Origin of the sequence: Streptomyces sp. SYP-A7185 (genome assembly GCF_046103685.1) — a bacterium.
Taxonomy (GTDB): domain Bacteria; phylum Actinomycetota; class Actinomycetes; order Streptomycetales; family Streptomycetaceae; genus Streptomyces.
The window spans coordinates 6743261-6768532 of record NZ_CP122310.1 but is presented as its reverse complement, the minus strand read 5'-3'; the positions used below and the strand labels follow the sequence as shown (position 1 = coordinate 6768532).

The window sequence follows — 25272 nt, the reverse complement described above, 5'->3', positions numbered from 1 at the left end:
CTCGCCCCGGCGGTACACCGGGCGCCGCCCCAGGGGACGACTCCCTTACGCCGTCCGTCCTTGTGCCGGTCATGGTAGCCGCACCCCGCCTGTCGCCACACCCTGTCACCGCGATGTCACTGTGCACGTAGCAGAAACGCGGTGGGAGACCAGAAGGTTCCCCGAATATCGTGGTTCTACACGGGCTCGGCCACACTCTGTCAGCAACTCCGCGTAATGGAGCCTCTTCTCGGTCACTCCCCGCGCATCCACTGCTCCATCACCGAGAGCAGATGATCCGGGTCGACCGGCTTCGTAACGTAATCGGACGCCCCGGAGTCGATGGCCTTCTCCCGATCGCCCTTCATGGCCTTCGCGGTGAGCGCGATGATCGGGAGTCCGGCGAACTGCGGCATCCTGCGGATCGCCGTCGTCGTCGCGTACCCGTCCATCTCCGGCATCATGATGTCCATCAGGACGACCGTCACGTCGTCGTGCTGTTCGAGGACCTCGATGCCTTCCCGGCCGTTCTCGGCGTACAGCACCGAGAGCCCGTGCTGCTCCAGAACACTGGTGAGCGCGAACACGTTACGGATGTCGTCGTCGACGATGAGCACCTTCTCGCCGCCGAACTGATGACCCGGACGGGCCGCGGGCGTCTCCTGTTCCTCGGCCGGCCACTGCTCCTGCGGGCGCTGCTCCTGCGGCTCCGCGACGCCCTGCCCGGGCAGCACCGGCGGCTGCTCCGAGGAGGCGTGCGCGGCCCGACGGCGGCGCCTGAAGAGCGTGCCGGGCCCCGGCGCCGAGTCCAGCCGCGGCGGCGCCACGTCCTCGCTCTGCGGGGGCTGCTCGACCGTGGAGGCACCCTCCTCCAGGGCGGGCCGCGCGGGCGTGCCCGGCAGGGGCGCCAGCTGCGTGTAGCCCTGCGGCGGCAGTTCGCTCGGGTGCAGCGGCAAATAGAGCGTGAACGTCGATCCGCGGCCCGGCTCGCTCGCCGCGTGGATCTCTCCGCCGAGCAGCCGCGCGATCTCCCGGCTGATCGAGAGGCCGAGGCCCGTACCGCCGTACTTGCGGCTCGTCGTGCCGTCGGCCTGCTTGAACGCCTCGAAGATCACCCGCATCTTGCTGCCTGCGATCCCGATCCCGGTGTCGCTCACCGAGAAGGCGATCAGGTCCGCGTCCGCGTCCCGCAGCGAACCCGCCTCCAGGAGCTGTTCGCGGATGGCGTTGGGCACGTCGGCGTTCGCGTGCCGGATCACCAGCTCGACCGCCCCGGAGTCGGTGAACTTCACCGCGTTGGACAGCAGGTTGCGCAGCACCTGGAGGAGCCGCTGCTCGTCCGTGTGCAGCGTGGCGGGCAGCTCCGGGGACACCCGTACGGAGAAGTCGAGTCCCTTCTCCGCGGTCAGCGGCCGGAACGTGGCCTCCACGTAGTCCACGAGCTGCACCAGGGCGATGCGCGTCGGGGAGACGTCCATCTTGCCCGCCTCGACCTTCGACAGGTCGAGGATGTCGTTGATGAGCTGGAGCAGGTCCGAGCCGGCCCCGTGGATCGTTTCGGCGAACTCCACCTGCTTGGGGGTGAGGTTGGCGTCGGCGTTGTCCGCGAGCAGCTTGGCCAGGATCAGCAGGGAGTTGAGCGGCGTCCGCAGCTCGTGCGACATGTTCGCCAGGAACTCGGACTTGTAGCGCATGGAGACCGCGAGCTGTTCGGCGCGCTCCTCCAGGACCTGCCGGGCCTCCTCGATCTCGGTGTTCTTCACCTCGATGTCGCGGTTCTGCTGGGCGAGCAGCTCGGCCTTCTCCTCCAGTTCGGCGTTCGAGTCCTGGAGTGCCTTCTGCCGGTTCTCCAACTCAGCCGAGCGCTCGCGCAGTTGCTCGGTGAGCTCCTGCGACTGCTTGAGCAGCACCTCGGTCTTGGTGTTGACGCTGATCGTGTTGACGCTCGTCGCGATCATCTCGGCGATCTGGCTGAGGAAGTCCTTCTGGATCTGTGTGAACGGCTGGAACGCGGCCAGTTCGATCACGCCGAGGACGGTCCCCTCGAAGAGCACCGGCAGGACGATCACCTGGGCGGGCGGCGCCTCGCCGAGGCCGGACGCGATCCGCAGATAGCCGGAGGGCGCGTTCTCCACGAGGATCGTGCGCCGCTCCTGCGCGGCCGTGCCGATCAGCGTCTCACCGGGCCGGAAGGACGTGGGCATGGAGCCCATGGAGTAGCCGTAACTCCCCATCATCCGCAGCTCGTACGCGTCGCCCTGCTCGGCGCCGGGCTCCGCGCCCTCGTCCGTGGGCAGCGCCAGGAAGAAGGCGCCGTGCTGCGCGGAGACCACCGGCGTCAGCTCGCTCATGATCAGCGAGGCCACGTCCGCCAGGTCGCGGCGGCCCTGCATCAGACCCGAGATCCGGGCGAGGTTGCCCTTGAGCCAGTCCTGTTCCTTGTTGGCCAAGGTGGTGTCGCGGAGGTTGGCGATCATCGAGTTGATGTTGTCCTGGAGGACCTGGATCTCGCCCGCCGCGTCCACGTCGATCTTCAGGTTCAGATCGCCGCGCGTCACCGCGGTGGCGACCTCGGCGATGGCACGCACCTGCCGGGTCAGGTTCCCGGCCATCTCGTTCACGGACTCCGTGAGGTCGCGCCAGGTGCCGTCGACGTCCCGCACGCGTGCCTGGCCGCCCAACTGCCCTTCCGTGCCCACCTCGCGGGCCACGCGCGTGACCTGCTCGGCGAAGGACGACAGCTGGTCGACCATCGTGTTGATGGTGGTCTTCAGTTCGAGGATCTCGCCCCGGGCGTCGATGTCGATCTTCTTGGTCAGGTCGCCCTTGGCGATCGCGGTGGTGACCATCGCGATGTTGCGGACCTGGCCGGTCAGGTTGGAGGCCATGCCGTTCACGGACTCCGTCAGGTCCTTCCACGTGCCCGACACCCCGGGGACGCGGGCCTGGCCGCCGAGGATGCCGTCCGTGCCCACCTCGCGGGCCACTCGGGTCACCTCGTCCGCGAAGGAGCTCAGCGTCTTCACCATCGTGTTGACGGTGTCGGCGAGCTGCGCGACCTCGCCGCGCGCCTCGACGGTGACCTTCTTCGTGAGGTCTCCGTTGGCGACCGCCGCCGCGACCTGGGAGATGTTGCGCACCTGGCCGGTCAGGTTGTTCGCCATCAGGTTGACGTTGTCGCTGAGGTCCTTCCAGGTGCCGGTGACGCCCGGGACCCGCGCCTGGCCGCCCAGGTTGCCCTCGGTGCCCACCTCGCGCGCCACGCGGTTGACCTGCTCGGCGAAGTTCGAGAGCTGGTCGACCATCGTGTTCACCGTGGTGACCAGTTCGAGGATCTCGCCCTTCGCGTCGACGGTGATCTTCTTGGAGAGGTCGCCCATGGCGACCGCCGTGGTGACCTCGGCGATGTTGCGGACCTGAAGGGTCAGGTTGTTCGCCATGCCGTTCACGGACTGCGTGAGGTCCTTCCAGGTGCCGGAGACACCCTGCACCTCCGCCTGGCCGCCCAGGATGCCGTCGGTGCCCACCTCGCGGGCCACCCGGGTCACCTGCTCGGCGAAGGCGGAGAGCTGGTCCACCATCGTGTTGAGGGTGTTCTTCAGCTCCAGGATCTCGCCGCGCGCGTCCACGTCGATCTTCTGCGACAGGTCGCCACGCGCCACCGCGGTCGCGACCTGCGCGATGTTGCGCACCTGGGCGGTGAGGTTGCCGGCCATGCCGTTCACGGAGTCGGTCAGATCGCGCCAGACACCGGCCACGCCGGGCACCTGCGCCTGACCGCCGAGGCGGCCTTCCGTGCCCACCTCGCGCGCCACGCGCGTCACCTGGTCGGCGAAGGCAGAGAGCTGGTCGACCATCGTGTTGATGGTGTTCTTCAGCTCCAGAATCTCGCCGCGCGCGTCCACGTCGATCTTCTGCGAGAGGTCGCCGCGGGCGACCGCCGTCGTGACCTGGGCGATCTGACGTACCTGCGACGTCAGGTTGCCGGCCATGAAGTTGACGGAGTCGGTGAGCTCCTTCCAGGTGCCGCTCACCCCGTCGACGCGCGCCTGGCCGCCGAGGCGGCCCTCGGTGCCCACGTCCCGCGCCATCCGCGTGACCTGGTCGGCGAACGACGACAGCTGGTCCACCATCGTGTTCACGGTGTTCTTCAGCTGGAGCATCTCGCCGGACACGTCGACGGTGACCTTCTGCGAGAGGTCGCCGTTGGCGACCGCCGTCGTCACCTGCGCGATGTTGCGGACCTGGCCCGTGAGGTTGCGGAAGGCCGTGTTGACCGAGTCCGTCAGGTCCTTCCACGTGCCGGCCGCGCCCTGCACCTGCGCCTGGCCGCCCAGCTCGCCCTCCACGCCGATCTCGCGCGCCACGCGCGTCACTTCGGCGCCGAAGGCGGAGAGCTGGTCGACCATCGTGTTCACGGTGTTCTTCAGTTCGAGCATCTCGCCCGCGACGTCGACCGTGACCTTCTGCGACAGGTCACCGTTGGCGACCGCCGTCGTGACCGTCGCGATGTCGCGCACCTGCGTGGTGAGGTTCCGGAAGACCGTGTTCACCGAGTCGGTGAGGTCCTTCCACGTCCCCGCCGCGCCCGGCACGTTCGCCTGGCCGCCCAGCTGCCCCTCGGCGCCGACCTCGTTCGCCACCCGGGTGACCTCGTCCGCGAACGTCCGCAGCGTCTCGGTCATCTGGTTGATCGTCTCGGCGAGCTGCGCGACCTCGCCGCGGGCGCTCACCGTCACCTTCTGGGACAGATCGCCGTTCGCGACGGCCGTCGTGACCTGGGCGATCCCCCGCACCTGGGCGGTGAGGTTGCCGGCCATGAGATTCACCGAATCGGTGAGGTCCTTCCACACACCCGCCACACCGGGCACCTGCGCCTGGCCGCCCAGCTCGCCCTCCGTGCCGACCTCGCGTGCGACGCGCGTCACCTCAGAGGAGAACGACGAGAGCTGGTCCACCATCGTGTTGACGGTGTTCTTCAGCTCCAGCATCTCGCCGGCGACGTGGACCGTCACCTTCCGGGACAAGTCACCCTTCGCGACCGCCGTGGTGACGAGAGCAATGTCACGCACCTGCGCGGTGAGCCGGTACGCCATGGTGTTCACCGAATCCGTGAGGTCCTTCCACGAACCGGACATTCCACGGACCCGCGCCTGTCCGCCCAGCTTGCCCTCGGTACCCACCTCGCTGGCCACGCGCGTGACCTCGTCGGTGAACGTCGAGAGCTGGTCGACCAGGTTGTTGACCGTCCGGCCGACCTTCAGGAACTCCCCGCGCAGCGGATGACCGCTTCCCTCGTCCGCCTGCGCCCGCAGCTCCATCCGCTGCTCCAGGTCACCCTCGGCGACCGCCGAGAGCACCCGCCCGACCTCCGACACAGGACGTACGAGATCGTCCACGAGGGCGTTCGACGCATCGATCGCGGCGGCCCACGAGCCCTCGCTCGCGCCTGTTTCCAGCCGTTCCGTGAGCTTTCCCTCACGCCCGACCATGCGCCGGACCCGGGAGATCTCACCGGTCAGATGCAGATTGCGGTCGGCCACCTCGTTGAAGACGGCCGCGATCTCCGACATGACGTCGTCACCGGAGACCGTGAGCCGCTTACGGAAGTTGCCGTCCCGCATGGCCGCGAGCGCCGCGAGCAATCTGTTCAGGGCAGCGGTGTCCACGGACGTAGTCGCCCCGTTGCGCGGTTTGCGCTGTTTACTCTGGGACTGTCCGTCTTTCGCACGCGTTTTAGTGCCCCGCGTCGCTGCGCCAGACTCCACTGTGTCCCTCCCGCAAGGGTCGACCGTACTGCTCGGGTTACCTGGGCTCTCTCCAAGAAGCTTGCCCAGTGTTTCACCATGGCTGAACCAGGCCATAACAGTTCGGCAGCTTCGCACACCGTCCGCACACCCTCCGGGCGGAAACACTGACGACCGGCATCAGCATGGACGGCGAAGGTAAGTAACCTGGCATCCGGCTGTCCAACCACCCCGGTCCTGCCCGGCCTGGGCGGTGGCACACGTACAAGCGGGCATCGGAGGGGCGGCCGCACCATGGTGGGAGATCTGGGCGTCGATACTCGTACGAGGAGTTCTGTGATCACCGCGCGCGCGGCTGCGACTTTCGACCCCGTCGGGCGTTCCGTCGCGACGGCCCGCTCCTTTGTCCGCGACACCCTCCAGGGCTGGGGGTTCACGGACATCGTCGACGACGCGGTCGTCCTCACCAGCGAGCTGGTCACCAACGCCGTGGTGCACGCCGGAACCGCCGCGGACGTCCTCTGCCTGCGCAGCGAGGACGCCGTCCGCATCGAGGTCGCCGACCACTATCCGGAACGGGAGATCCCGCTCCAGCAGTCCGCGGCGAACATGGGCAGCCCCGACCGCGAAGGAGGCCGCGGCCTCCAGCTGTGCGCGGCGCTCGCCACCCGCTGGGGCGTCGACTACAGCCCCACCCACAAACAGGTCTGGTTCCAACTCGACCTGCCCGACCGCTCGGTGGGCACCCGCGCCGCGGGCCCCGCACTCCCCGCCGAGCTCCTCCCGCTCACCGACGGCAGAGTCCGCGTGGCCGTCGTCCAGATCGACCGCGTGGGCGCGATCTCCGCCTGGAACGAAGACGCGGAAGAGCTCTTCGGATTCGTCGCCGAACAGGTCATCGGCAAGCCCCTCACCGACTTCGCCGCCTGGCCGCACACCCCGGGCACCAGCACCGGCATCGTGGAAGCGCTCCAACTCTCCCGCTGGGAGGGCAGCTACGGCATCCGCGGCTCCGACGGCCGCGTGACCCCCGTCTACGCCTCGCACCTGCGCGTCCGCGACACCGACGGCGAACCCTCCACGGTCTGCCTGCTCGTCCGCGACGACGAGCGCGCCGTCCTCCAGACCCCGCTGCGCGGCCCCGCCCCCGAGCCCGGTGCGCTCACCGAGGCGCACACCGCGGACCCCTTCGAGGTCTTCATCGGCTCCCCCGCCCCGGACGACCTCGACGGCCTCCTCCAGCGGACGGTCGAACGCGCCCGCGACATGCTCGACGGCGACGCCGCCTTCCTGCTCCTGGCCACGGACGACGAGACGGAACTGGAGGTGCGCGCCTCCACGGGCCTCCCCTCGGCCCGCCAGCGCTTCGCCCGCGTCCCGGTGGAAGCAGGCCCCGGACGGTACGGCTCCGCCCGCATGCCGGCCGTCCACGAGGACCTCACGGTCGTCCCCGGCGCCGTCCCCCTCCTCAGCGGCACGGGCATGCGCTCCGTGGTCACGGTCCCGCTGAAGGTCGAGGGCCGCCTCACCGGCTCCCTGGGCGTCGCCGCCGAGGCCCCCGACCGGTACTCGAACGAAGAAGCCCTGCGCCTCCAGTTCGCCGCCGACCGCATCGCCCTCGCCGTCGAGTCCGCGCGCCTCGGCGAGCTGGAGCGCCTGCGCCGCGGCTCGCTCTCCTTCCTCGTCGAGGCCTCGGACCTCCTCGCGGGCACCCTGGACCGCGACCAGACCCTGGCGCTCATGGCCCAGATGACGGTCCCCACGCTCGCCACCTGGTGCGCGGTCTACACGATCGCCGACCAGTCGTCCGAGCCCTATCTCTCGTACGTCCTCCACGAGGACGAGGAGCGCATCGACGGCCTGAAGGCACTCCTCTCCAAGATCGCCCCTCCCGACCCCGTGCCGACCCCCGGAGCCCGCGTCTGGGCCGCCCCCTCGGAAGCCGCCCACCAGGCCGCCCTGCGCACCTCCATGCGCAGCCTCGGCCTCGGTGAGCCCATGAGCCTGGGTTCGGGCATCGGCACCACGCTCTCCACGGCATCGGCGGTGGGCGGCGAGACGGTCGTCCTGCCCCTGGTCGCCCGCAACCGCGTCATCGGCATGCTCACGCTGGGCAAGCCCTCCGACGAGCACTTCCGCCAAGAGATCCTGGAATTGGCCGAAGATCTCTCCCGCCGGGCCGCTCTCGCCCTGGACAACGCCCGCCTCTACTCCGAGCGCATGGCCATCAGCCAGTCCCTTCAGCGCAGCCTGCTGCCGCCGGGGCTCCCGCAGATCCCCGGCGTCGAAGTCGACGTCATCTACCGCGCGGCCGGCGAGGGCAACGAAGTCGGCGGCGACTTCTACGACGTCTTCCCCATCCGCGACGGCGTGTACGGCTTCGCGATCGGCGACGTCTGCGGCACGGGCCCGGAGGCCGCCGCGGTCACCGGCCTGGCCCGGCACGCCCTGCGCCTCCTTGCCCGCGAGGGCTTCGGCGGCCCCGCCGTCCTGGAACGCCTGAACGCCGCGATCCTCGACGAAGGCGCGCGCAGCCGCTTCCTGACCCTCCTGTACGGGGAGTTGTGGCCGCAGGAGGACGGCTCGGCCATCCTGAAGATCGTCTGCGCCGGCCACCCGCTCCCGCTGCGCCTGCGCCAGGACGGCACGGTCGAGCCGTACGCGGAGCCGCAGCCGCTCCTCGGCGTCATGGACGACCTGGAGCTCTACGAGCAGACGATGACGCTCGACCCGGGCGACGTCCTGCTCTGCGTGACGGACGGCGTCACCGAGCGCCGCGAAGGCACCCGCATGCTCGGCGACGACGGCCTCGCGGACGTCCTCACGACGTGCACGGGCCTGACCGCGGGCGCGGTCGCCGCCCGCATCATGCGCGCGGTGGAGCGCTTCGCGACGGACGCCCCGTCGGACGACATGGCCATCCTGGCGATGCGGGTCCCGGGCCTCCAGAAGGACTGAGAACAAAAGCCCCGGGGGCCCAAGGGCTCCCGGGGCTCTGCACGGAGTCGGCAGTGTCCGGGAAACAAAAAAGTCCCCGCCCAACCGGGCGAGGACTTTCTCGACTTACGCTCTGAGCCCCCAAGCGGAATCGAACCGCTGACCTTCTCCTTACCATGGAGACGCTCTACCGACTGAGCTATAGGGGCCTGTCGCCTTTTCGCGGTTTCCCGCGTGGCAACGGAATAAAGCATACCCCGAACAGACGGCTGCTCAGAACCGCATCGGGCACCTTTCAGAACGCCGGCTGCAACAGCCCGCCGAGAGCGTTGCACGCGGAGACGACCCGCTGGAGTTCACGCCGCGACAGAGAAGCGCCGACGGGCAGCGTCAGCGTCTCGTCCGCGGCCCGCTCGGTCTCCGGCAGGCAGACGTCCCGCCAGAACTTCGGCGTGCGGTGCACGGGCGTCTTCACCGGCACCCGGCAGTCGACTCCCCTGGCCCGCACGGAGCGTGCGAAGGCATCACGGTCGGGCCGCCCGTTGCCGGGCACCCGCACGACGTACTGCTGGTAGCTGTGCCCCTCGGCCCCGTCAGGCGTCTCGACACCGCTCAACCGCCCACTCAGGTACGCCGCGTGCGCACGCCGCTGCGCGAGCTCACTGAAGGGAGCATCCGACTCACCCTGCTCCAGTACGAGAATGCCGTGCCGCTGCCCGACGTCTCGAAGCCGCCGGACGTCGGCCGGGTGCCCGAAGCGATGCACGAGGGCCACGGCGGCCGTACGGGAGTTCACAGCGGCCGCCACGGCATCGGGATCAAGGCAGTACGACTCCCTGTCTATGTCCGCGAAGACGGGCACGGCCCCGGCCAGGACCACGGCCTCAGCGATCTCGACGTTTCCGAACGCCGGCACGATGACCTCGTCACCGGCACCGACACCTGCGGCTCGCAACATGCCAACTGTCCCCATGCCTCCAGATGTTGGCTGCGGAACGTGAACGGCAAGTGACGCAAAACAAAAAAGAGCTGGTCCCTGAACCGAAGTTCAGGGACCAGCTCTATTAAAGATAGTTCGGCGGCGTCCTACTCTCCCACAGGGTCCCCCCTGCAGTACCATCGGCGCTGTGAGGCTTAGCTTCCGGGTTCGGAATGTAACCGGGCGTTTCCCTCACGCTATGACCACCGAAACACTATGAAACTGTCAACCGCACCGCAGTCGTGGCCCGACATACGGGGTTGTTCGTGGTTTCAGAACCAACACAGTGGACGCGAGCAACTGAGGACAAGCCCTCGGCCTATTAGTACCAGTCACCTCCACCCGTTACCGGGCTTCCAGATCTGGCCTATCAACCCAGTCGTCTACTGGGAGCCTTAACCCCTCAAAGGGGGTGGGAATACTCATCTCGAAGCAGGCTTCCCGCTTAGATGCTTTCAGCGGTTATCCTTTCCGAACGTAGCCAACCAGCCATGCCCTTGGCAGGACAACTGGCACACCAGAGGTTCGTCCGTCCCGGTCCTCTCGTACTAGGGACAGCCCTTCTCAATATTCCTACGCGCACAGCGGATAGGGACCGAACTGTCTCACGACGTTCTAAACCCAGCTCGCGTACCGCTTTAATGGGCGAACAGCCCAACCCTTGGGACCGACTCCAGCCCCAGGATGCGACGAGCCGACATCGAGGTGCCAAACCATCCCGTCGATATGGACTCTTGGGGAAGATCAGCCTGTTATCCCCGGGGTACCTTTTATCCGTTGAGCGACGGCGCTTCCACAAGCCACCGCCGGATCACTAGTCCCGACTTTCGTCCCTGCTCGACCCGTCGGTCTCACAGTCAAGCTCCCTTGTGCACTTACACTCAACACCTGATTACCAACCAGGCTGAGGGAACCTTTGGGCGCCTCCGTTACTCTTTGGGAGGCAACCGCCCCAGTTAAACTACCCATCAGACACTGTCCCTGATCCGGATCACGGACCCAGGTTAGACATCCAGCACGACCAGAGTGGTATTTCAACGTTGACTCCACGAACACTGGCGTGCCCGCTTCACAGTCTCCCACCTATCCTACACAAGCCGAACCGAACACCAATATCAAACTGTAGTAAAGGTCCCGGGGTCTTTCCGTCCTGCTGCGCGAAACGAGCATCTTTACTCGTAGTGCAATTTCACCGGGCCTATGGTTGAGACAGTCGAGAAGTCGTTACGCCATTCGTGCAGGTCGGAACTTACCCGACAAGGAATTTCGCTACCTTAGGATGGTTATAGTTACCACCGCCGTTTACTGGCGCTTAAGTTCTCAGCTTCGCACACCCGAAAGTGCACTAACCGGTCCCCTTAACGTTCCAGCACCGGGCAGGCGTCAGTCCGTATACATCGCCTTACGGCTTCGCACGGACCTGTGTTTTTAGTAAACAGTCGCTTCTCGCTGGTCTCTGCGGCCACCCCCAGCTCATGGAGTAAATCCAATCACCAGTGATGGCCCCCCTTCTCCCGAAGTTACGGGGGCATTTTGCCGAGTTCCTTAACCATAGTTCACCCGAACGCCTCGGTATTCTCTACCTGACCACCTGAGTCGGTTTAGGGTACGGGCCGCCATGAAACTCGCTAGAGGCTTTTCTCGACAGCATAGGATCATCCACTTCACCACAATCGGCTCGGCATCAGGTCTCACCCTCATGTCATCCGGATTTACCTAGATGACGGGCTACACCCTTACCCCGGGACTACCACCGCCCGGGCTGGACTACCTTCCTGCGTCACCCCATCACTCACCTACTACCACCTTGGGTCGGCGGCTCCACCACTTCCCTTTGCCCGAAGGCTCCAGGACGGCTTCACGGCCTTAGCATTAATGGGCTCGATGTTTGACGCTTCACAGCGGGTACCGGAATATCAACCGGTTATCCATCGACTACGCCTGTCGGCCTCGCCTTAGGTCCCGACTTACCCTGGGCAGATCAGCTTGACCCAGGAACCCTTAGTCAATCGGCGCACACGTTTCTCACGTATGTATCGCTACTCATGCCTGCATTCTCACTCGTGAACCGTCCACCACTAGCTTCCGCTGCAGCTTCACCCGGCACACGACGCTCCCCTACCCATCCCAGCACCCGTTGGGGCTATTGCTGGAATGACACGACTTCGGCGGTACGCTTGAGCCCCGCTACATTGTCGGCGCGGAATCACTTGACCAGTGAGCTATTACGCACTCTTTCAAGGGTGGCTGCTTCTAAGCCAACCTCCTGGTTGTCTGTGCGACTCCACATCCTTTCCCACTTAGCGTACGCTTAGGGGCCTTAGTCGATGCTCTGGGCTGTTTCCCTCTCGACCATGGAGCTTATCCCCCACAGTCTCACTGCCGCGCTCTCACTTACCGGCATTCGGAGTTTGGCTAAGGTCAGTAACCCGGTAGGGCCCATCGCCTATCCAGTGCTCTACCTCCGGCAAGAAACACACGACGCTGCACCTAAATGCATTTCGGGGAGAACCAGCTATCACGGAGTTTGATTGGCCTTTCACCCCTAACCACAGGTCATCCCCCAGGTTTTCAACCCTGGTGGGTTCGGTCCTCCACGACCTCTTACAGCCGCTTCAACCTGCCCATGGCTAGATCACTCCGCTTCGGGTCTTGAGCGCGCTACTGAAACGCCCTATTCGGACTCGCTTTCGCTACGGCTTCCCCACACGGGTTAACCTCGCAACGCACCGCAAACTCGCAGGCTCATTCTTCAAAAGGCACGCAGTCACGACGCACTGAGTAAACTCAATGCGCGACGCTCCCACGGCTTGTAGGCACACGGTTTCAGGTACTATTTCACTCCGCTCCCGCGGTACTTTTCACCATTCCCTCACGGTACTATCCGCTATCGGTCACCAGGGAATATTTAGGCTTAACGGGTGGTCCCGCCAGATTCACACGGGATTTCTCGGGCCCCGTGCTACTTGGGTGTCTCTCAAACGAGCCGCTGATGTTTCGACTACGGGGGTCTTACCCTCTACGCCGGACCTTTCGCATGTCCTTCGCCTACATCAACGGTTTCTGACTCGTCTCACAGCCGGCAGACTGTGAAAGAGAGATCCCACAACCCCGCACACGCAACCCCTGCCGGGTCTCACACGTATACGGTTTGGCCTCATCCGGTTTCGCTCGCCACTACTCCCGGAATCACGGTTGTTTTCTCTTCCTGCGGGTACTGAGATGTTTCACTTCCCCGCGTTCCCTCCACACTGCCTATGTGTTCAGCAGCGGGTGACAGCCCATGACGACTGCCGGGTTTCCCCATTCGGAAACCCCCGGATCAAAGCCTGGTTGACGACTCCCCGGGGACTATCGTGGCCTCCCACGTCCTTCATCGGTTCCTGGTGCCAAGGCATCCACCGTGCGCCCTTAAAAACTTGGCCACAGATGCTCGCGTCCACTGTGCAGTTCTCAAACAACGACCAACCACCCATCACCCCCGCCAAGCGGCGAAGTGCACTGGGGTCGGCAGTGAAGGCAGCCTTACGGCCATACCTTCAGATACCCAACAGCGTGCCCGGCCCGACCCATCAAACTCTGTGTTCCACGCCGAAGCAGTACTTACAGGTCCAACCGATCGTGCCGAATAGTCAACGTTCCACCCATGAGCAACCACCGTCGAACATTTGCCGACGTAGTGGTCTCTGACCAACCGGAGTTGGTAAGAAGTGCTCCTTAGAAAGGAGGTGATCCAGCCGCACCTTCCGGTACGGCTACCTTGTTACGACTTCGTCCCAATCGCCAGTCCCACCTTCGACAGCTCCCTCCCACAAGGGGTTGGGCCACCGGCTTCGGGTGTTACCGACTTTCGTGACGTGACGGGCGGTGTGTACAAGGCCCGGGAACGTATTCACCGCAGCAATGCTGATCTGCGATTACTAGCAACTCCGACTTCATGGGGTCGAGTTGCAGACCCCAATCCGAACTGAGACAGGCTTTTTGAGATTCGCTCCGCCTTACGGCTTCGCAGCTCATTGTACCTGCCATTGTAGCACGTGTGCAGCCCAAGACATAAGGGGCATGATGACTTGACGTCGTCCCCACCTTCCTCCGAGTTGACCCCGGCAGTCTCCTGTGAGTCCCCATCACCCCGAAGGGCATGCTGGCAACACAGAACAAGGGTTGCGCTCGTTGCGGGACTTAACCCAACATCTCACGACACGAGCTGACGACAGCCATGCACCACCTGTATACCGACCACAAGGGGGGCACCATCTCTGATGCTTTCCGGTATATGTCAAGCCTTGGTAAGGTTCTTCGCGTTGCGTCGAATTAAGCCACATGCTCCGCTGCTTGTGCGGGCCCCCGTCAATTCCTTTGAGTTTTAGCCTTGCGGCCGTACTCCCCAGGCGGGGAACTTAATGCGTTAGCTGCGGCACCGACGACGTGGAATGTCGCCAACACCTAGTTCCCACCGTTTACGGCGTGGACTACCAGGGTATCTAATCCTGTTCGCTCCCCACGCTTTCGCTCCTCAGCGTCAGTAATGGCCCAGAGATCCGCCTTCGCCACCGGTGTTCCTCCTGATATCTGCGCATTTCACCGCTACACCAGGAATTCCGATCTCCCCTACCACACTCTAGCCTGCCCGTATCGACTGCAGACCCGGGGTTAAGCCCCGGGCTTTCACAACCGACGTGACAAGCCGCCTACGAGCTCTTTACGCCCAATAATTCCGGACAACGCTTGCGCCCTACGTATTACCGCGGCTGCTGGCACGTAGTTAGCCGGCGCTTCTTCTGCAGGTACCGTCACTTGCGCTTCTTCCCTGCTGAAAGAGGTTTACAACCCGAAGGCCGTCATCCCTCACGCGGCGTCGCTGCATCAGGCTTTCGCCCATTGTGCAATATTCCCCACTGCTGCCTCCCGTAGGAGTCTGGGCCGTGTCTCAGTCCCAGTGTGGCCGGTCGCCCTCTCAGGCCGGCTACCCGTCGTCGCCTTGGTGAGCTTCTACCTCACCAACTAGCTGATAGGCCGCGGGCTCATCCTGCACCGCCGGAGCTTTCAACCTTCTCCCATGCGAGAGAAAGTGTCATCCGGTATTAGACCCCGTTTCCAGGGCTTGTCCCAGAGTGCAGGGCAGATTGCCCACGTGTTACTCACCCGTTCGCCACTAATCCACCCCGAAGGGCTTCATCGTTCGACTTGCATGTGTTAAGCACGCCGCCAGCGTTCGTCCTGAGCCAGGATCAAACTCTCCGTGAATGTTTTCCCGTAATCGGGATCGCATCCGCGTTGAGCGGAACCAGGAAGAGGAATAATCTTCCGGTTCACAGCGTCCTCGCTGATGTTTTCTTCAAAGGAACCTCGTCCCGACCATGACGGCCGAAGACGGGGTATCAACATATCTGGCGTTGACTTTTGGCACGCTGTTGAGTTCTCAAGGAACGGACGCTTCCTTTGTACTCACCCTCTCGGGCTTTCCTCCGGGCGCTTCCCTTCGGTGTTTCTTTTGTCTTGCCGTCTTGCGTTTCCGACTCTATCAGACTCTGTCGTGTCCGATTTCCTCGGTGCCTTTCCGGTTCCCGCTCCGGCCTTTCGGCTTTCGCGTTTCCCTTTCCGGCGAGTCCGACTTTATCAGAGGTTCTGAGTCGGAATTTCCCCGCCCTCTTCCGGTCGCTCCGAGCACGTGAGTGCCGGGGGCTTCCCGTTCAGGCGGAGACGTAAACGTACTGGAGCGGGGCGCCCCGATGCAAATCGAGGCGCCCCGCTCCTAGTTCACCCGGTGTGGGGTCAGACCTCGACCACCACGGGAAGGATCATCGGGCGCCGGCGGTAGTTGTCCGAGACCCACTTGCCCAGCGTGCGGCGGATGAGCTGCTGCAGCTGGTGGGGCTCGACGACACCGTCCTGGGCCGACTTCTCCAGGACCTCCTGGACCCTCGGCATCACGGCCGAGAAGGCCGAGTCGTCGATGCCGGAGCCGCGGGCCTGGATGTGCGGGCCCCCGGTGATCTTGCCGGTGCTGGAGTCCACGACCACGAAGACCGAGATGATGCCCTCGTCGCCGAGGATCCTGCGGTCCTTGAGGGAGGACTCCGTGACGTCGCCGACCGAGAGGCCGTCGACATAGACGTATCCCGCCTGGACCTTGCCGACGATCTTCGCCTTGCCCTCGACGAGGTCGACGACGACGCCGTCCTCGGCGATCACGATGCGGTCGTGCGGGATGCCGGTGAGGGCGCCCAGCTCGGCGTTGGCGCGCAGGTGGCGCCATTCGCCGTGCACCGGCATCAGGTTCTTGGGCTTGCAGATGTTGTAGAAGTACAGGAGCTCGCCCGCCGACGCGTGGCCGGAGACGTGCACCTTCGCGTTGCCCTTGTGGACGACGTTCGCTCCCCAGCGGGTGAGGCCGTTGATCACGCGGTAGACCGCGTTCTCGTTGCCGGGGATGAGCGACGACGCCAGGATCACCGTGTCGCCCTGGACGATGCGGATCTGGTGGTCGCGGTTGGCCATCCGGGAGAGGGCGGCCATCGGCTCGCCCTGCGAGCCCGTGCAGACGAGCACGACCTGGCTGTCGGGGAGGTCGTCGAGCGTCTTGACGTCCACCACCAGGCCCGGCGGGACCTTCAGGTAGCCCAGGTCCCTCGCGATGCCCATGTTGCGGACCATGGAGCGGCCGACGAAGGCGACCCTGCGGCCGTACTCGTGGGCCGCGTCCAGGATCTGCTGGATGCGGTGGACGTGGCTGGCGAAGCTCGCGACGATGATCCGCTTCTGGGCGCCGGCGAAGACGCCCCGGATCACGTTCGAGATGTCGCGCTCCGGCGGGACGAAGCCCGGGACCTCGGCGTTCGTCGAGTCGGAGAGAAGGAGGTCGATGCCCTCCTCGCTCAGCCGCGCGAACGCGTGCAGGTCGGTGAGGCGGCCGTCCATCGGCAGCTGGTCCATCTTGAAGTCGCCCGTGGCGACCACCATGCCCGCGGGGGTGCGGACGGCGACGGCCAGGGCGTCCGGGATGGAGTGGTTGACCGCGATGAACTCGCAGTCGAACGGGCCGAGCCGCTCACGGTCGCCCTCGACGACCTCGAGCGTGTACGGACGGATCCGGTGCTCCTGGAGCTTCGCCTCGATGAGCGCGAGGGTGAGCTTGGAGCCGATGAGCGGGATGTCCGGCTTCTCGCGGAGGAGATACGGGACACCGCCGATGTGGTCCTCGTGGCCGTGCGTGAGCACGATGCCGTCGATGTCGTCGAGGCGGTCCCTGATGGACGTGAAGTCCGGCAGGATCAGGTCGATTCCGGGCTGCTCCTCCTCGGGGAAGAGCACTCCGCAGTCGACGATCAGCAGGCGACCGTTGTACTCGAAGACGGTCATGTTGCGGCCGATCTCACCGAGGCCGCCGAGCGGGGTGACCCGCAGGCCGCCCTTCGGGAGCTTCGGCGGGGCGCCGAGTTCAGGATGCGGATGACTCAAAAGACTCTCCTCACCACACGCGCCACGTACCTCCGGGGCACGTGGCGCGCATGACGTTCGTGCAGTAGCAGTTGTCTGTGTGGGTGCGGGACCGTGTCATTCGGTGTCCCGCGGTGTTTCGCGTATTCAGTTGTGAAGTCTGTGGTTAGAGCTGTACCCCGCCGGCGGCGAGATCGATCTTGAGCTGGTTCGTCTCGTCGGGCGACAGCTCGACCAGGGGCAGCCGCAGCGGTCCCGCGGGGCGTCCCTGGAGGGTGAGCGCCGCCTTGGTGGTGATCACGCCCTGCGTACGGAACATGCCGGTGAAGACCGGGAGCAGCTTCTGGTGGATCTCGGTGGCCTTCTGGACGTCACCCGTGGAGTACGCGTCGATCATGGCGCGCAGCTCGGGCGTGACCACGTGGCTGACCACGGAGACGAAGCCGCAGGCGCCGACGGAGAGCAGCGGGAGGTTCAGCATGTCGTCGCCGGAGTACCAGGCGAGGCCGGAGCGGGCGATGGCCCAGCTGGCGCGGCCGAGGTCGCCCTTGGCGTCCTTGTTGGCGACGATCCGCGGGTGCTGGGCCAGGCGGACGATCGTCTCGGTGTTGATCGGTACGCCACTGCGGCCGGGGATGTCGTAGAGCATGACCGGCAGCTCGGTGCTGTCGGCGATCGCGGTGAAGTGCCGGAGCAGGCCCTCCTGCGGGGGCTTGTTGTAGTACGGCGTGACCGTCAGGAGGCCGTCGGCGCCGACGCGCTCGGCGTCGCGGGCGAGCTCGATGCTGTGGCGGGTGTCGTTCGTGCCGACGCCTGCCACCACATGGGCGCGGTCTCCGACCGCTTCCACTACCGCCCGTACGAGCTCGGCTTTCTCCGCGTTGCTGGTGGTCGGGGACTCGCCGGTGGTGCCGTTGATGACGAGGCCGTCATTGCCTGCGTCCACCAAGTGGGCGGCGAGTCGCTGTGCGCCGTCGAGGTCGAGTGCGCCGTCCGCCGTAAAGGGCGTGACCATGGCGGTGAGGACCCTCCCGAAGGGGGTCTGCGGAGTGGAGGTCGGAGCCATGGGTAACACGCTACTCGCTGCTCAGCGCGTGGTCCCCCCTCGGGGGATGTGTGCGGACCTGACAAGTGAGGAGCCCGGCACTGCCTGCTCGGGGGTTCAAGCAGTGCCGGGTCCGTTTGATCAGGCTAGATGAACTTCTCGAAATGCCGCAATACGGACACCTCACTCAGCCCACCCGTACATCAGTGCCTTACGGAGCCACACGTCCGTTGGCGTTGAACGCGGCGTGCGTGAGGGGCATGAGCTTGGCCCACTCCTGCTCCATCTTCTCGCCGACCATCTCGATCTCCCGCTGCGGGAAGGACGGGACCTTGGCGAGCTCGTGCTGCGTGCGCAGGCCGAGGAAGTGCATCAGCGAACGGGCGTTGCACGTGGCGTACATCGACGAGAAGAGGCCGACCGGCAGCACGGCGCGGGCGACTTCGCGGGCGACGCCGGCGGCGAGCATCTCCTGGTATGCCTCATACGCCTGGCGGTAGGAGTCCTCCATCACGCGGCCCGTGAGCTCCTGCTGGGCCTGGGTGCCTTCCACGAAGACGTACTTCCCGGGGCGGCCCTCCTGGACCAGCTTGCGGGACTCGTCCGGGACGTAGAACGTCGGCTGGAGCTCCCTGTAGCGGCCGGATTCCTCGTTGTACGACCAGCCCACGCGGTGCCGCATGAACTCGCGGAAGACGAAGATCGGGGCGCTGATGAAGAACGTCATCGAGTTGTGCTCGAAGGGGCTGCCGTGGCGGTCCCGCATCAGATAGTTGATCAGGCCCTTGGAGCGCTCCGGGTCCTTCTGGAGCTCCTCCAGGGACTGCTCCCCGGCAGTGGAGACACGGGCGGCCCACAGGACGTCGGAGTCGGTGGCCGCGTGCTTCACCAACTCGACGGTGACCTCGCTGCGAAAGCTGGGCTTGAGGTCTTCGGTGGGGGTCTCGCTCACTGGCGGGGTCCTTCCATGTGCATCACTCGGGCGGCGCCCACTCTATGGCCAGCCACTGACAATCAGCCGTTCGGTGGCCCGCCACGACATTCTTCGGCGAATTTGGCGAAACCGGGCACCATTTGGCCGTTTCGAGCGTCTGACTGGACAACAGAGTTAAGTTCGAGTCGCGTGAGGAGAAACGCACCCCATGTTCCGTCGGCGCGAGCCCGTCCCGTTCGCCTTCATCGCCGAAGCCGACAAGTTTCGCAGCAATGTCACTCCCCCACCCCGCGAGCGTGCTTCGGCCGCTCAGGTCGTGGGCCGAACCCTGGTCGGCCTCGTCGTCGTCGCGGGCCTTGCGGGTTCCCTGCTGTTCGGCATGCCCGCCCTGTCGCCGGACCAGTCACCAGCGCAGACCCAGCAGTCCGAGGCCTCGGACGGCCGATGACGCGCTCTGACGCCCCCTGACTCGTCCGGACCCCCAAGGGTGGTAGGCCGGAGCAGGGCTCGGTAGCCTCACCGGGCACAGCCCGTGCGTGGATTGAGTGAGGATTCAGTCGTGCCCCTGCCCTTTCTGACGGCGGACCGCGCTTTTGACGAGGCAGCGGACGACGCCGCTCTGCCGTTCGACGACCGCGACCACTGGCGCCGGCCCTACCGGCCCGGCCCGTGGCGGGTGGGGGCGGCAGCGCTGCTCCTGCTGCTCGCCTCGTTCGTCCTGGTCGCCGCGGTGATCATCGCGTTCGCCGACTCCCTCGCGGCCGCCGCGGTCTGCGCGGGCCTTGCGGCGGTCGTCATCGTGAGCGCGCTGCGGCTGCTGCGGATGGGCACCTGGGTGAGCGCGCACGGCCTACGCCGCGTCGCCTTCCTGACGACGCAGACCGTGCCGTGGGCGCAGGTCGCGACCGTGCGCACGACGCAGCAGCCCGTGCGGTGGCTCGGGCTGCCCCGCACCGTGCAGGGGCAGGCGCTCGTCCTCGTGCTCCGGGATCAGCGGGCCGAGGGGCAGCAGCCGCTGCTCACCGACCGCAACGCCGACTTCCTGGCGCGGTACGAGGCCTTCAACCGGGCGGCGGACTCCATCGAGGTCTGGGCCGACGAGTACCGCCGTACCGCCTGATCCGGACGTGCGCGGGCCGAGCTAGACGTTCACCGGCCGGCCCGCGTGCAGCGCGATCGCGCGCTGCATCGCCTTTCGCGCGCGCGGGGTGTCCCGGGCGTCGTGATAGGCGACGGCCAGGCGGAACCAGCAGCGCCAGTCGTCCGGCGCGTCCTCCGTCTCGGCCTTGCGCCGGGCGAAGACCTCGTCGGCCGAGTCACGGTCGATGCGTCCGCCGGGCGTGCGCTTCAACTCGTCGACGGGCAGGCCGCCTTCGGCTTCCAGCTCGGCGGCCAGACGGTTGGCGCGCCGGACGAACTGGGTGTTCTTCCAGAGGAACCACACGCCGATGAACGGCAGGATCAGCACCGCGACACCGAACGTGACGGTGAGCGCGGTGCCGTGCTGTATCAGGAGCACGCCGCGGCTGCCGACCAGGACGAAGTAGACGACCAGGACGGCAGCCGTGACGGCGTAAGTGATCTTTGCTCGCATGAGGGTCAGCCGGTCCGGTCAGCTCAGGTCCAGGAAGTGTTCCAGGCCGAACGTCAGCCCCGGAGTGCTCACCACACGGCGTACGCCGAGCAGGATGCCCGGCATGAAGCTGCTGTGGTGCAGCGAGTCGTGCCGGACCGTGAGGGTCTCGCCCTCACCGCCGAGCAGCACCTCCTGGTGGGCCAGGAGGCCGCGCAGCCGCACGGAGTGCACCGGCACGCCGTCGACGTCCGCGCCGCGGGCGCCGTCGAGCGCGGTCGACGTGGCGTCCGGCTGCGGGGCGCTGCCCGCTTCCCTGCGTGCCTCGGCGATGAGCTGGGCGGTGCGCGTGGCGGTGCCGCTGGGGGCGTCGGCCTTGTTCGGGTGGTGCAGCTCGACGACCTCGACGGACTCGAAGTACGGCGCCGCGATCTGCGCGAACTTCATGGTGAGGACCGCGCCGATGGAGAAGTTCGGGGCGATCAGGACACCCGTCTTCGGCGACTTCGCCAGCGAGGCCTCCAGCTGCGCGACGCGCTCGTCGGTCCAGCCCGTCGTACCGACCACGGCGTGGATGCCGTGCCGGACGCAGAAGTCCAGGTTGGCCATCACGGAGTCGGGGTTGGTCAGTTCGACCACGACCTGGGCGCCGGTCTCCACCAGCGTGTCCAGCGAGTCGCCCCGGCCGAGGGCCGCGACCAGTTCCAGGTCCTCGGCGGCCTCGACGGCCCGGACGGCCTCGGAGCCGATCCGGCCCTTGGCTCCGATGACCGCCACGCGCAGCTTGCTCATGTGCCTGATTCCTTAAGGGGGTTAGGAGACCGCTTCGTGCAGGCGCGCGGCCTGCTTGTCCTTGAGCGGGCCGATGGCCGACAGCGAAGGGCGGTGGCCGAGGACCTCGCGGGCGACCTCGCGGACGTCGTCCGGGGTGACCGCCGCGATCTTGGCCAGCATGTCGTCGACCGACATCTGCTCGCCCCAGCACAGCTCGCTCTTGCCGATGCGGTTCATCAGCGCGCCGGTGTCCTCGAGGCCGAGGACGGTGGAGCCCGCGAGCTGGCCGATCGCACGCGCGATCTCGTCGTCCGACAGACCGTGCTCCGCGACCTGGTCGAGCTCGTCGCGGCAGATCTTCAGGACGTCGTGCACCTGGCTCGGGCGGCAGCCCGCGTACACGCCGAAGAGGCCGGTGTCGGCGAAGCCCGACGTGTACGAGTACACGCTGTAGGCCAGGCCGCGCTTCTCCCGGACCTCCTGGAAGAGGCGCGAGGACATGCCGCCGCCCAGGGCGGTGTTCAGGACGCCCATGGCCCAGCGGCGCTCGTCCGTGCGGGCCAGGCCCGGCATGCCGAGGATGACGTGGGCCTGCTCGGTCTTGCGGTTGACGACCTCGACGCGGCCGGCCGTGCGCAGGCTGCGGGAGCCCTGGCGCGGGACCATCGGGGTCGCGTCGGTGCGGTGGAGGGCGCCGGCCTTCTCGAAGGCGGCGCGGACCTGGCGTACGACCTTGTTGTGGTCGACGTTGCCCGCGGCCGCGACCACGAGGTGGGTCGGGTCGTAGTGCTTCTTGTAGAAGCGGCGGATCCGCTCGGCGGTGAGGGCGTTGACCGTTTCCTCGGTGCCGAGGACGGGACGGCCCAGAGGCGTGTCGCCGAGCATCGTGTGCGCGAACAGGTCGTGCACGCAGTCGCCCGGGTCGTCCTCGGTCATCGCGATCTCTTCGAGGATGACGCCGCGCTCGGCGTCGACGTCCTCCTGGAGGATCAGGGAGCCCGTGAGCATGTCGCAGACGACGTCGATGGCCAGCGGCAGGTCGGTGTCGAGCACGCGCGCGTAGTAGCACGTGTACTCCTTGGCCGTGAAGGCGTTCATCTCGCCGCCGACCGCGTCGAGCGCGGCCGAGATGTCGAGGGCGCTGCGCTTCTTGGTGCCCTTGAAGAGCAGGTGCTCCAAGTAGTGCGTGGCGCCGTTCAGGGAGGGCGTCTCGTCACGGGATCCGACGTTCGCCCAGATCCCGAAGGTCGCCGACCGCACGGAGGGCAGGGTCTCGGTGACGACCCGCAGGCCGCCCGGCAGCGTCGTACGGCGGACCGTGCCGATGCCGTCCTTGCCCTTGAGGAGGGTTTGGGTACGGGCGACGGCCCGCCCCTCCGAAGAGGGGCGGGCCGTCGTCGTGGTGCTACGCGACGTCACTTGTCGGTGTCGTCCTTCGTGTCGTCGCCCTCTTCGCCCTCGACGACGGGGATGAGGGAGAGCTTGCCGCGCGAGTCGATCTCGGCGATCTCGACCTGGACCTTCTGGCCCACACCGAGGACGTCCTCGACGTTCTCCACGCGCTTGCCGCCGGCGAGCTTGCGGATCTGCGAGATGTGCAGCAGACCGTCCTTGCCCGGGAGCAGGGACACGAACGCACCGAAGGTCGTCGTCTTCACGACGGTGCCCAGGTAGCGCTCGCCGACCTCCGGCATGGTCGGGTTGGCGATGCCGTTGATCGTGGCGCGGGCGGCCTCGGCGGCCGGTCCGTCGGCGGCACCGATGTAGATGGTGCCGTCGTCCTCGATCGTGATGTCGGCGCCGGTGTCCTCCTGGATCTGGTTGATCATCTTGCCCTTCGGGCCGATGACCTCACCGATCTTGTCCACCGGGATCTTGACCGTGATGATGCGCGGCGCGTTCGGGGACATCTCGTCCGGAACGTCGATCGCCTCGTTCATCACGTCGAGGATGTGCAGACGCGCGTCACGGGCCTGCTTCAGCGCGGCGGCCAGGACCGAGGCGGGGATGCCGTCGAGCTTGGTGTCGAGCTGGAGCGCGGTCACGAACTGCTTCGTACCGGCGACCTTGAAGTCCATGTCGCCGAACGCGTCCTCCGCACCGAGGATGTCGGTGAGGGCGACGTAGTGCGTCTGTCCGTCGATCTCCTGCGAGATCAGACCCATGGCGATACCGGCGACGGCGGCCTTCAGCGGCACACCGGCGTTCAGCAGCGACATCGTCGAGGCGCAGACCGAGCCCATGGACGTCGAGCCGTTCGACCCAAGGGCCTCGGAGACCTGACGGATGGCGTACGGGAAGTCCTCGCGCGAGGGGAGCACGGGCACGATCGCGCGCTCGGCGAGCGCGCCGTGGCCGATCTCGCGGCGCTTGGGCGAGCCCACGCGGCCGGTCTCGCCGACCGAGTACGGCGGGAAGTTGTAGTTGTGCATGTAGCGCTTGCGCGTCACCGGGGAGAGGGTGTCGAGCTGCTGCTCCATGCGGAGCATGTTCAGGGTGGTGACGCCCAGGATCTGGGTCTCGCCACGCTCGAACAGCGCCGAGCCGTGCACGCGCGGGATGGCCTCGACCTCGGCGGCGAGCGTACGGATGTCCGTGACGCCACGGCCGTCGATGCGGACCTTGTGCTTGATGACGCGCTCGCGGACCAGCTTCTTGGTCAGCGCGCGGTAGGCACCGGAGATCTCCTTCTCGCGGCCCTCGAACTGCGGGAGCAGCTTCTCGGAGGCGATCTCCTTGACGCGGTCCAGCTCGGCCTCGCGCTCCTGCTTGCCCGCGATGGTCAGCGCCTGGGAGAGCTCCGACTTCACGGCGGCCGTGAGGGCCTCCAGGACGTCGTCCTGGTAGTCCAGGAAGACCGGGAACTCGCCGGTGGGCTTGGCGGCCTTGGCGGCGAGGTCCGACTGGGCCTTGCAGAGCGCCTTGATGAAGGGCTTCGCGGCCTCGAGACCGGCGGCGACGACCTCCTCCGTGGGGGCCTCCGCGCCGTCCTTGACGAGCTGGATGGTCTTCTCGGTGGCCTCGGCCTCGACCATCATGATCGCGACGTCGCCGTCCTCGAGGACGCGACCGGCGACGACCATGTCGAAGACGGCGTCCTCGAGCTCGGTGTGCGTCGGGAAGGCGACCCACTGGCCCTTGATGAGCGCCACGCGCGTGCCGCCGATCGGGCCCGAGAAGGGCAGGCCGGCCAGCTGCGTGGAGCAGGAGGCGGCGTTGATCGCGACCACGTCGTAGAGGTGGTCGGGGTTGAGCGCCATGATCGTCTCGACGATCTGGATCTCGTTGCGCAGGCCCTTCTTGAAGGAAGGACGCAGCGGGCGGTCGATCAGGCGGCAGGTCAGGATCGCGTCCTCGGAGGGACGGCCCTCACGACGGAAGAACGAACCGGGGATCTTGCCGGCGGCGTACTGCCGCTCCTCGACGTCCACCGTGAGGGGGAAGAAGTCGAGCTGGTCCTTGGGCCGCTTGGAAGCGGTGGTGGCCGACAGCACCATGGTGTCGTCGTCCAGGTACGCGACGGCGGAGCCTGCGGCCTGCTTGGCCAGGCGGCCCGTCTCGAAGCGGATGGTGCGGGTGCCGAAAGTGCCGTTGTCGATAACAGCCTCGGCGTAGTGGGTCTCGTTCTCCACTAGCAATTTCTCCGTTACTTGTCGTCTTTCGTCCCTGGGCCCGTGTGGCACGGGGACGGTGCCGGAGAAGCGCTCCTGCTGGTGCGGGCCGGTCTTCGATCGAAGCACCCGGGCGGTACGCGATCGCTCGACGCGTGAGTCTTCCTCGACGCTCGTGCTCTCGCCGTACCCCGGGGGCCACTACCGAGGACCGGCGGCGGCTTTCCTTGAGGTGCGCTTCTCCTCGTTCGGT

Annotated in this window: 12 protein-coding genes, 1 tRNA gene and 3 rRNA genes; 3 read left to right on the top strand and 13 right to left on the bottom strand. The window is 66.4% G+C overall.

The window, feature by feature from the left end; genetic code table 11:
- Nucleotides 1–233 precede the first annotated feature (233 nt).
- Nucleotides 234–5747, bottom strand: a complete 5514-nt coding sequence (locus tag QBL25_RS29815) for a HAMP domain-containing protein (RefSeq protein WP_409060028.1) — start codon at nt 5745–5747, stop codon at nt 234–236.
- A 273-nt stretch (nt 5748–6020) separates the two neighbouring features.
- Between QBL25_RS29815 and QBL25_RS29810 the strand changes: the two genes are divergently transcribed.
- The gene (locus QBL25_RS29810) at nt 6021–8684 is read left to right on the top strand and encodes a SpoIIE family protein phosphatase (protein ID WP_409060027.1); all 2664 of its coding nucleotides are present in this window, start codon (nt 6021–6023) and stop codon (nt 8682–8684) included.
- A gap of 115 nt (nt 8685–8799) precedes the next feature.
- Here QBL25_RS29810 and QBL25_RS29805 read toward each other — a convergent pair.
- The 8 genes from QBL25_RS29805 to thyX all read right to left on the bottom strand — a co-directional run bounded on the left by QBL25_RS29805 (nt 8800) and on the right by thyX (nt 19079).
- A tRNA-Thr gene (locus tag QBL25_RS29805) sits at nt 8800–8872 on the bottom strand.
- 86 nt (nt 8873–8958) lie between these two features.
- Nucleotides 8959–9621, bottom strand: a complete 663-nt coding sequence (locus QBL25_RS29800) for a DegT/DnrJ/EryC1/StrS family aminotransferase (RefSeq protein WP_409060026.1) — start codon at nt 9619–9621, stop codon at nt 8959–8961.
- Between the two features lie 115 nt (nt 9622–9736).
- Nucleotides 9737–9853: ribosomal RNA gene (gene rrf / locus QBL25_RS29795) — 5S ribosomal RNA — on the bottom strand.
- Between the two features lie 91 nt (nt 9854–9944).
- Nucleotides 9945–13067 (bottom strand): 23S ribosomal RNA (locus QBL25_RS29790).
- A gap of 296 nt (nt 13068–13363) precedes the next feature.
- A 16S ribosomal RNA gene (locus tag QBL25_RS29785) occupies nt 13364–14889 on the bottom strand.
- The 16S, 23S and 5S rRNA genes sit together here, the layout of an rRNA operon.
- A gap of 528 nt (nt 14890–15417) precedes the next feature.
- On the bottom strand, nt 15418–17103 hold the full coding sequence (locus tag QBL25_RS29780) for a ribonuclease J (RefSeq protein ID WP_409060025.1): 1686 nt from the start codon (nt 17101–17103) through the stop codon (nt 15418–15420).
- 145 nt (nt 17104–17248) lie between these two features.
- Nucleotides 17249–18148, bottom strand: coding sequence for a 4-hydroxy-tetrahydrodipicolinate synthase (gene dapA / locus QBL25_RS29775; protein WP_409060024.1), 900 nt, complete (start codon nt 18146–18148; stop codon nt 17249–17251).
- Between the two features lie 190 nt (nt 18149–18338).
- Entirely contained in the window at nt 18339–19079 is a 741-nt protein-coding gene (gene thyX / locus QBL25_RS29770; RefSeq protein WP_409060023.1) for an FAD-dependent thymidylate synthase, read from the bottom strand.
- A 190-nt stretch (nt 19080–19269) separates the two neighbouring features.
- On the opposite strand from thyX, the gene QBL25_RS29765 reads away from it, so the two are divergent.
- Complete coding sequence (locus tag QBL25_RS29765) at nt 19270–19509, top strand: hypothetical protein (protein ID WP_409060022.1); 240 nt, start codon at nt 19270–19272, stop codon at nt 19507–19509.
- A gap of 111 nt (nt 19510–19620) precedes the next feature.
- On the top strand, nt 19621–20181 hold the full coding sequence (locus QBL25_RS29760; protein WP_409060021.1) for a hypothetical protein: 561 nt from the start codon (nt 19621–19623) through the stop codon (nt 20179–20181).
- 21 nt (nt 20182–20202) lie between these two features.
- On the opposite strand, the gene QBL25_RS29755 is transcribed toward QBL25_RS29760, so the two are convergent.
- The 4 genes from QBL25_RS29755 to QBL25_RS29740 are packed head-to-tail and all read right to left on the bottom strand — an operon-like array spanning nt 20203 to nt 25040.
- Nucleotides 20203–20655, bottom strand: coding sequence for a hypothetical protein (locus tag QBL25_RS29755; protein ID WP_344523195.1), 453 nt, complete (start codon nt 20653–20655; stop codon nt 20203–20205).
- An 18-nt stretch (nt 20656–20673) separates the two neighbouring features.
- Nucleotides 20674–21426: a 4-hydroxy-tetrahydrodipicolinate reductase gene (gene dapB, locus QBL25_RS29750; RefSeq protein WP_409060020.1), complete on the bottom strand. Its 753-nt coding sequence runs from the start codon at nt 21424–21426 to the stop codon at nt 20674–20676.
- Between the two features lie 21 nt (nt 21427–21447).
- Nucleotides 21448–22827, bottom strand: coding sequence for a M16 family metallopeptidase (locus tag QBL25_RS29745; RefSeq protein ID WP_409060019.1), 1380 nt, complete (start codon nt 22825–22827; stop codon nt 21448–21450).
- Nucleotides 22824–25040, bottom strand: coding sequence for a polyribonucleotide nucleotidyltransferase (locus QBL25_RS29740; protein ID WP_409060018.1), 2217 nt, complete (start codon nt 25038–25040; stop codon nt 22824–22826). The genes QBL25_RS29745 and QBL25_RS29740 overlap by 4 nt, the downstream gene beginning before the upstream one ends.
- Nucleotides 25041–25272 lie beyond the last annotated feature (232 nt).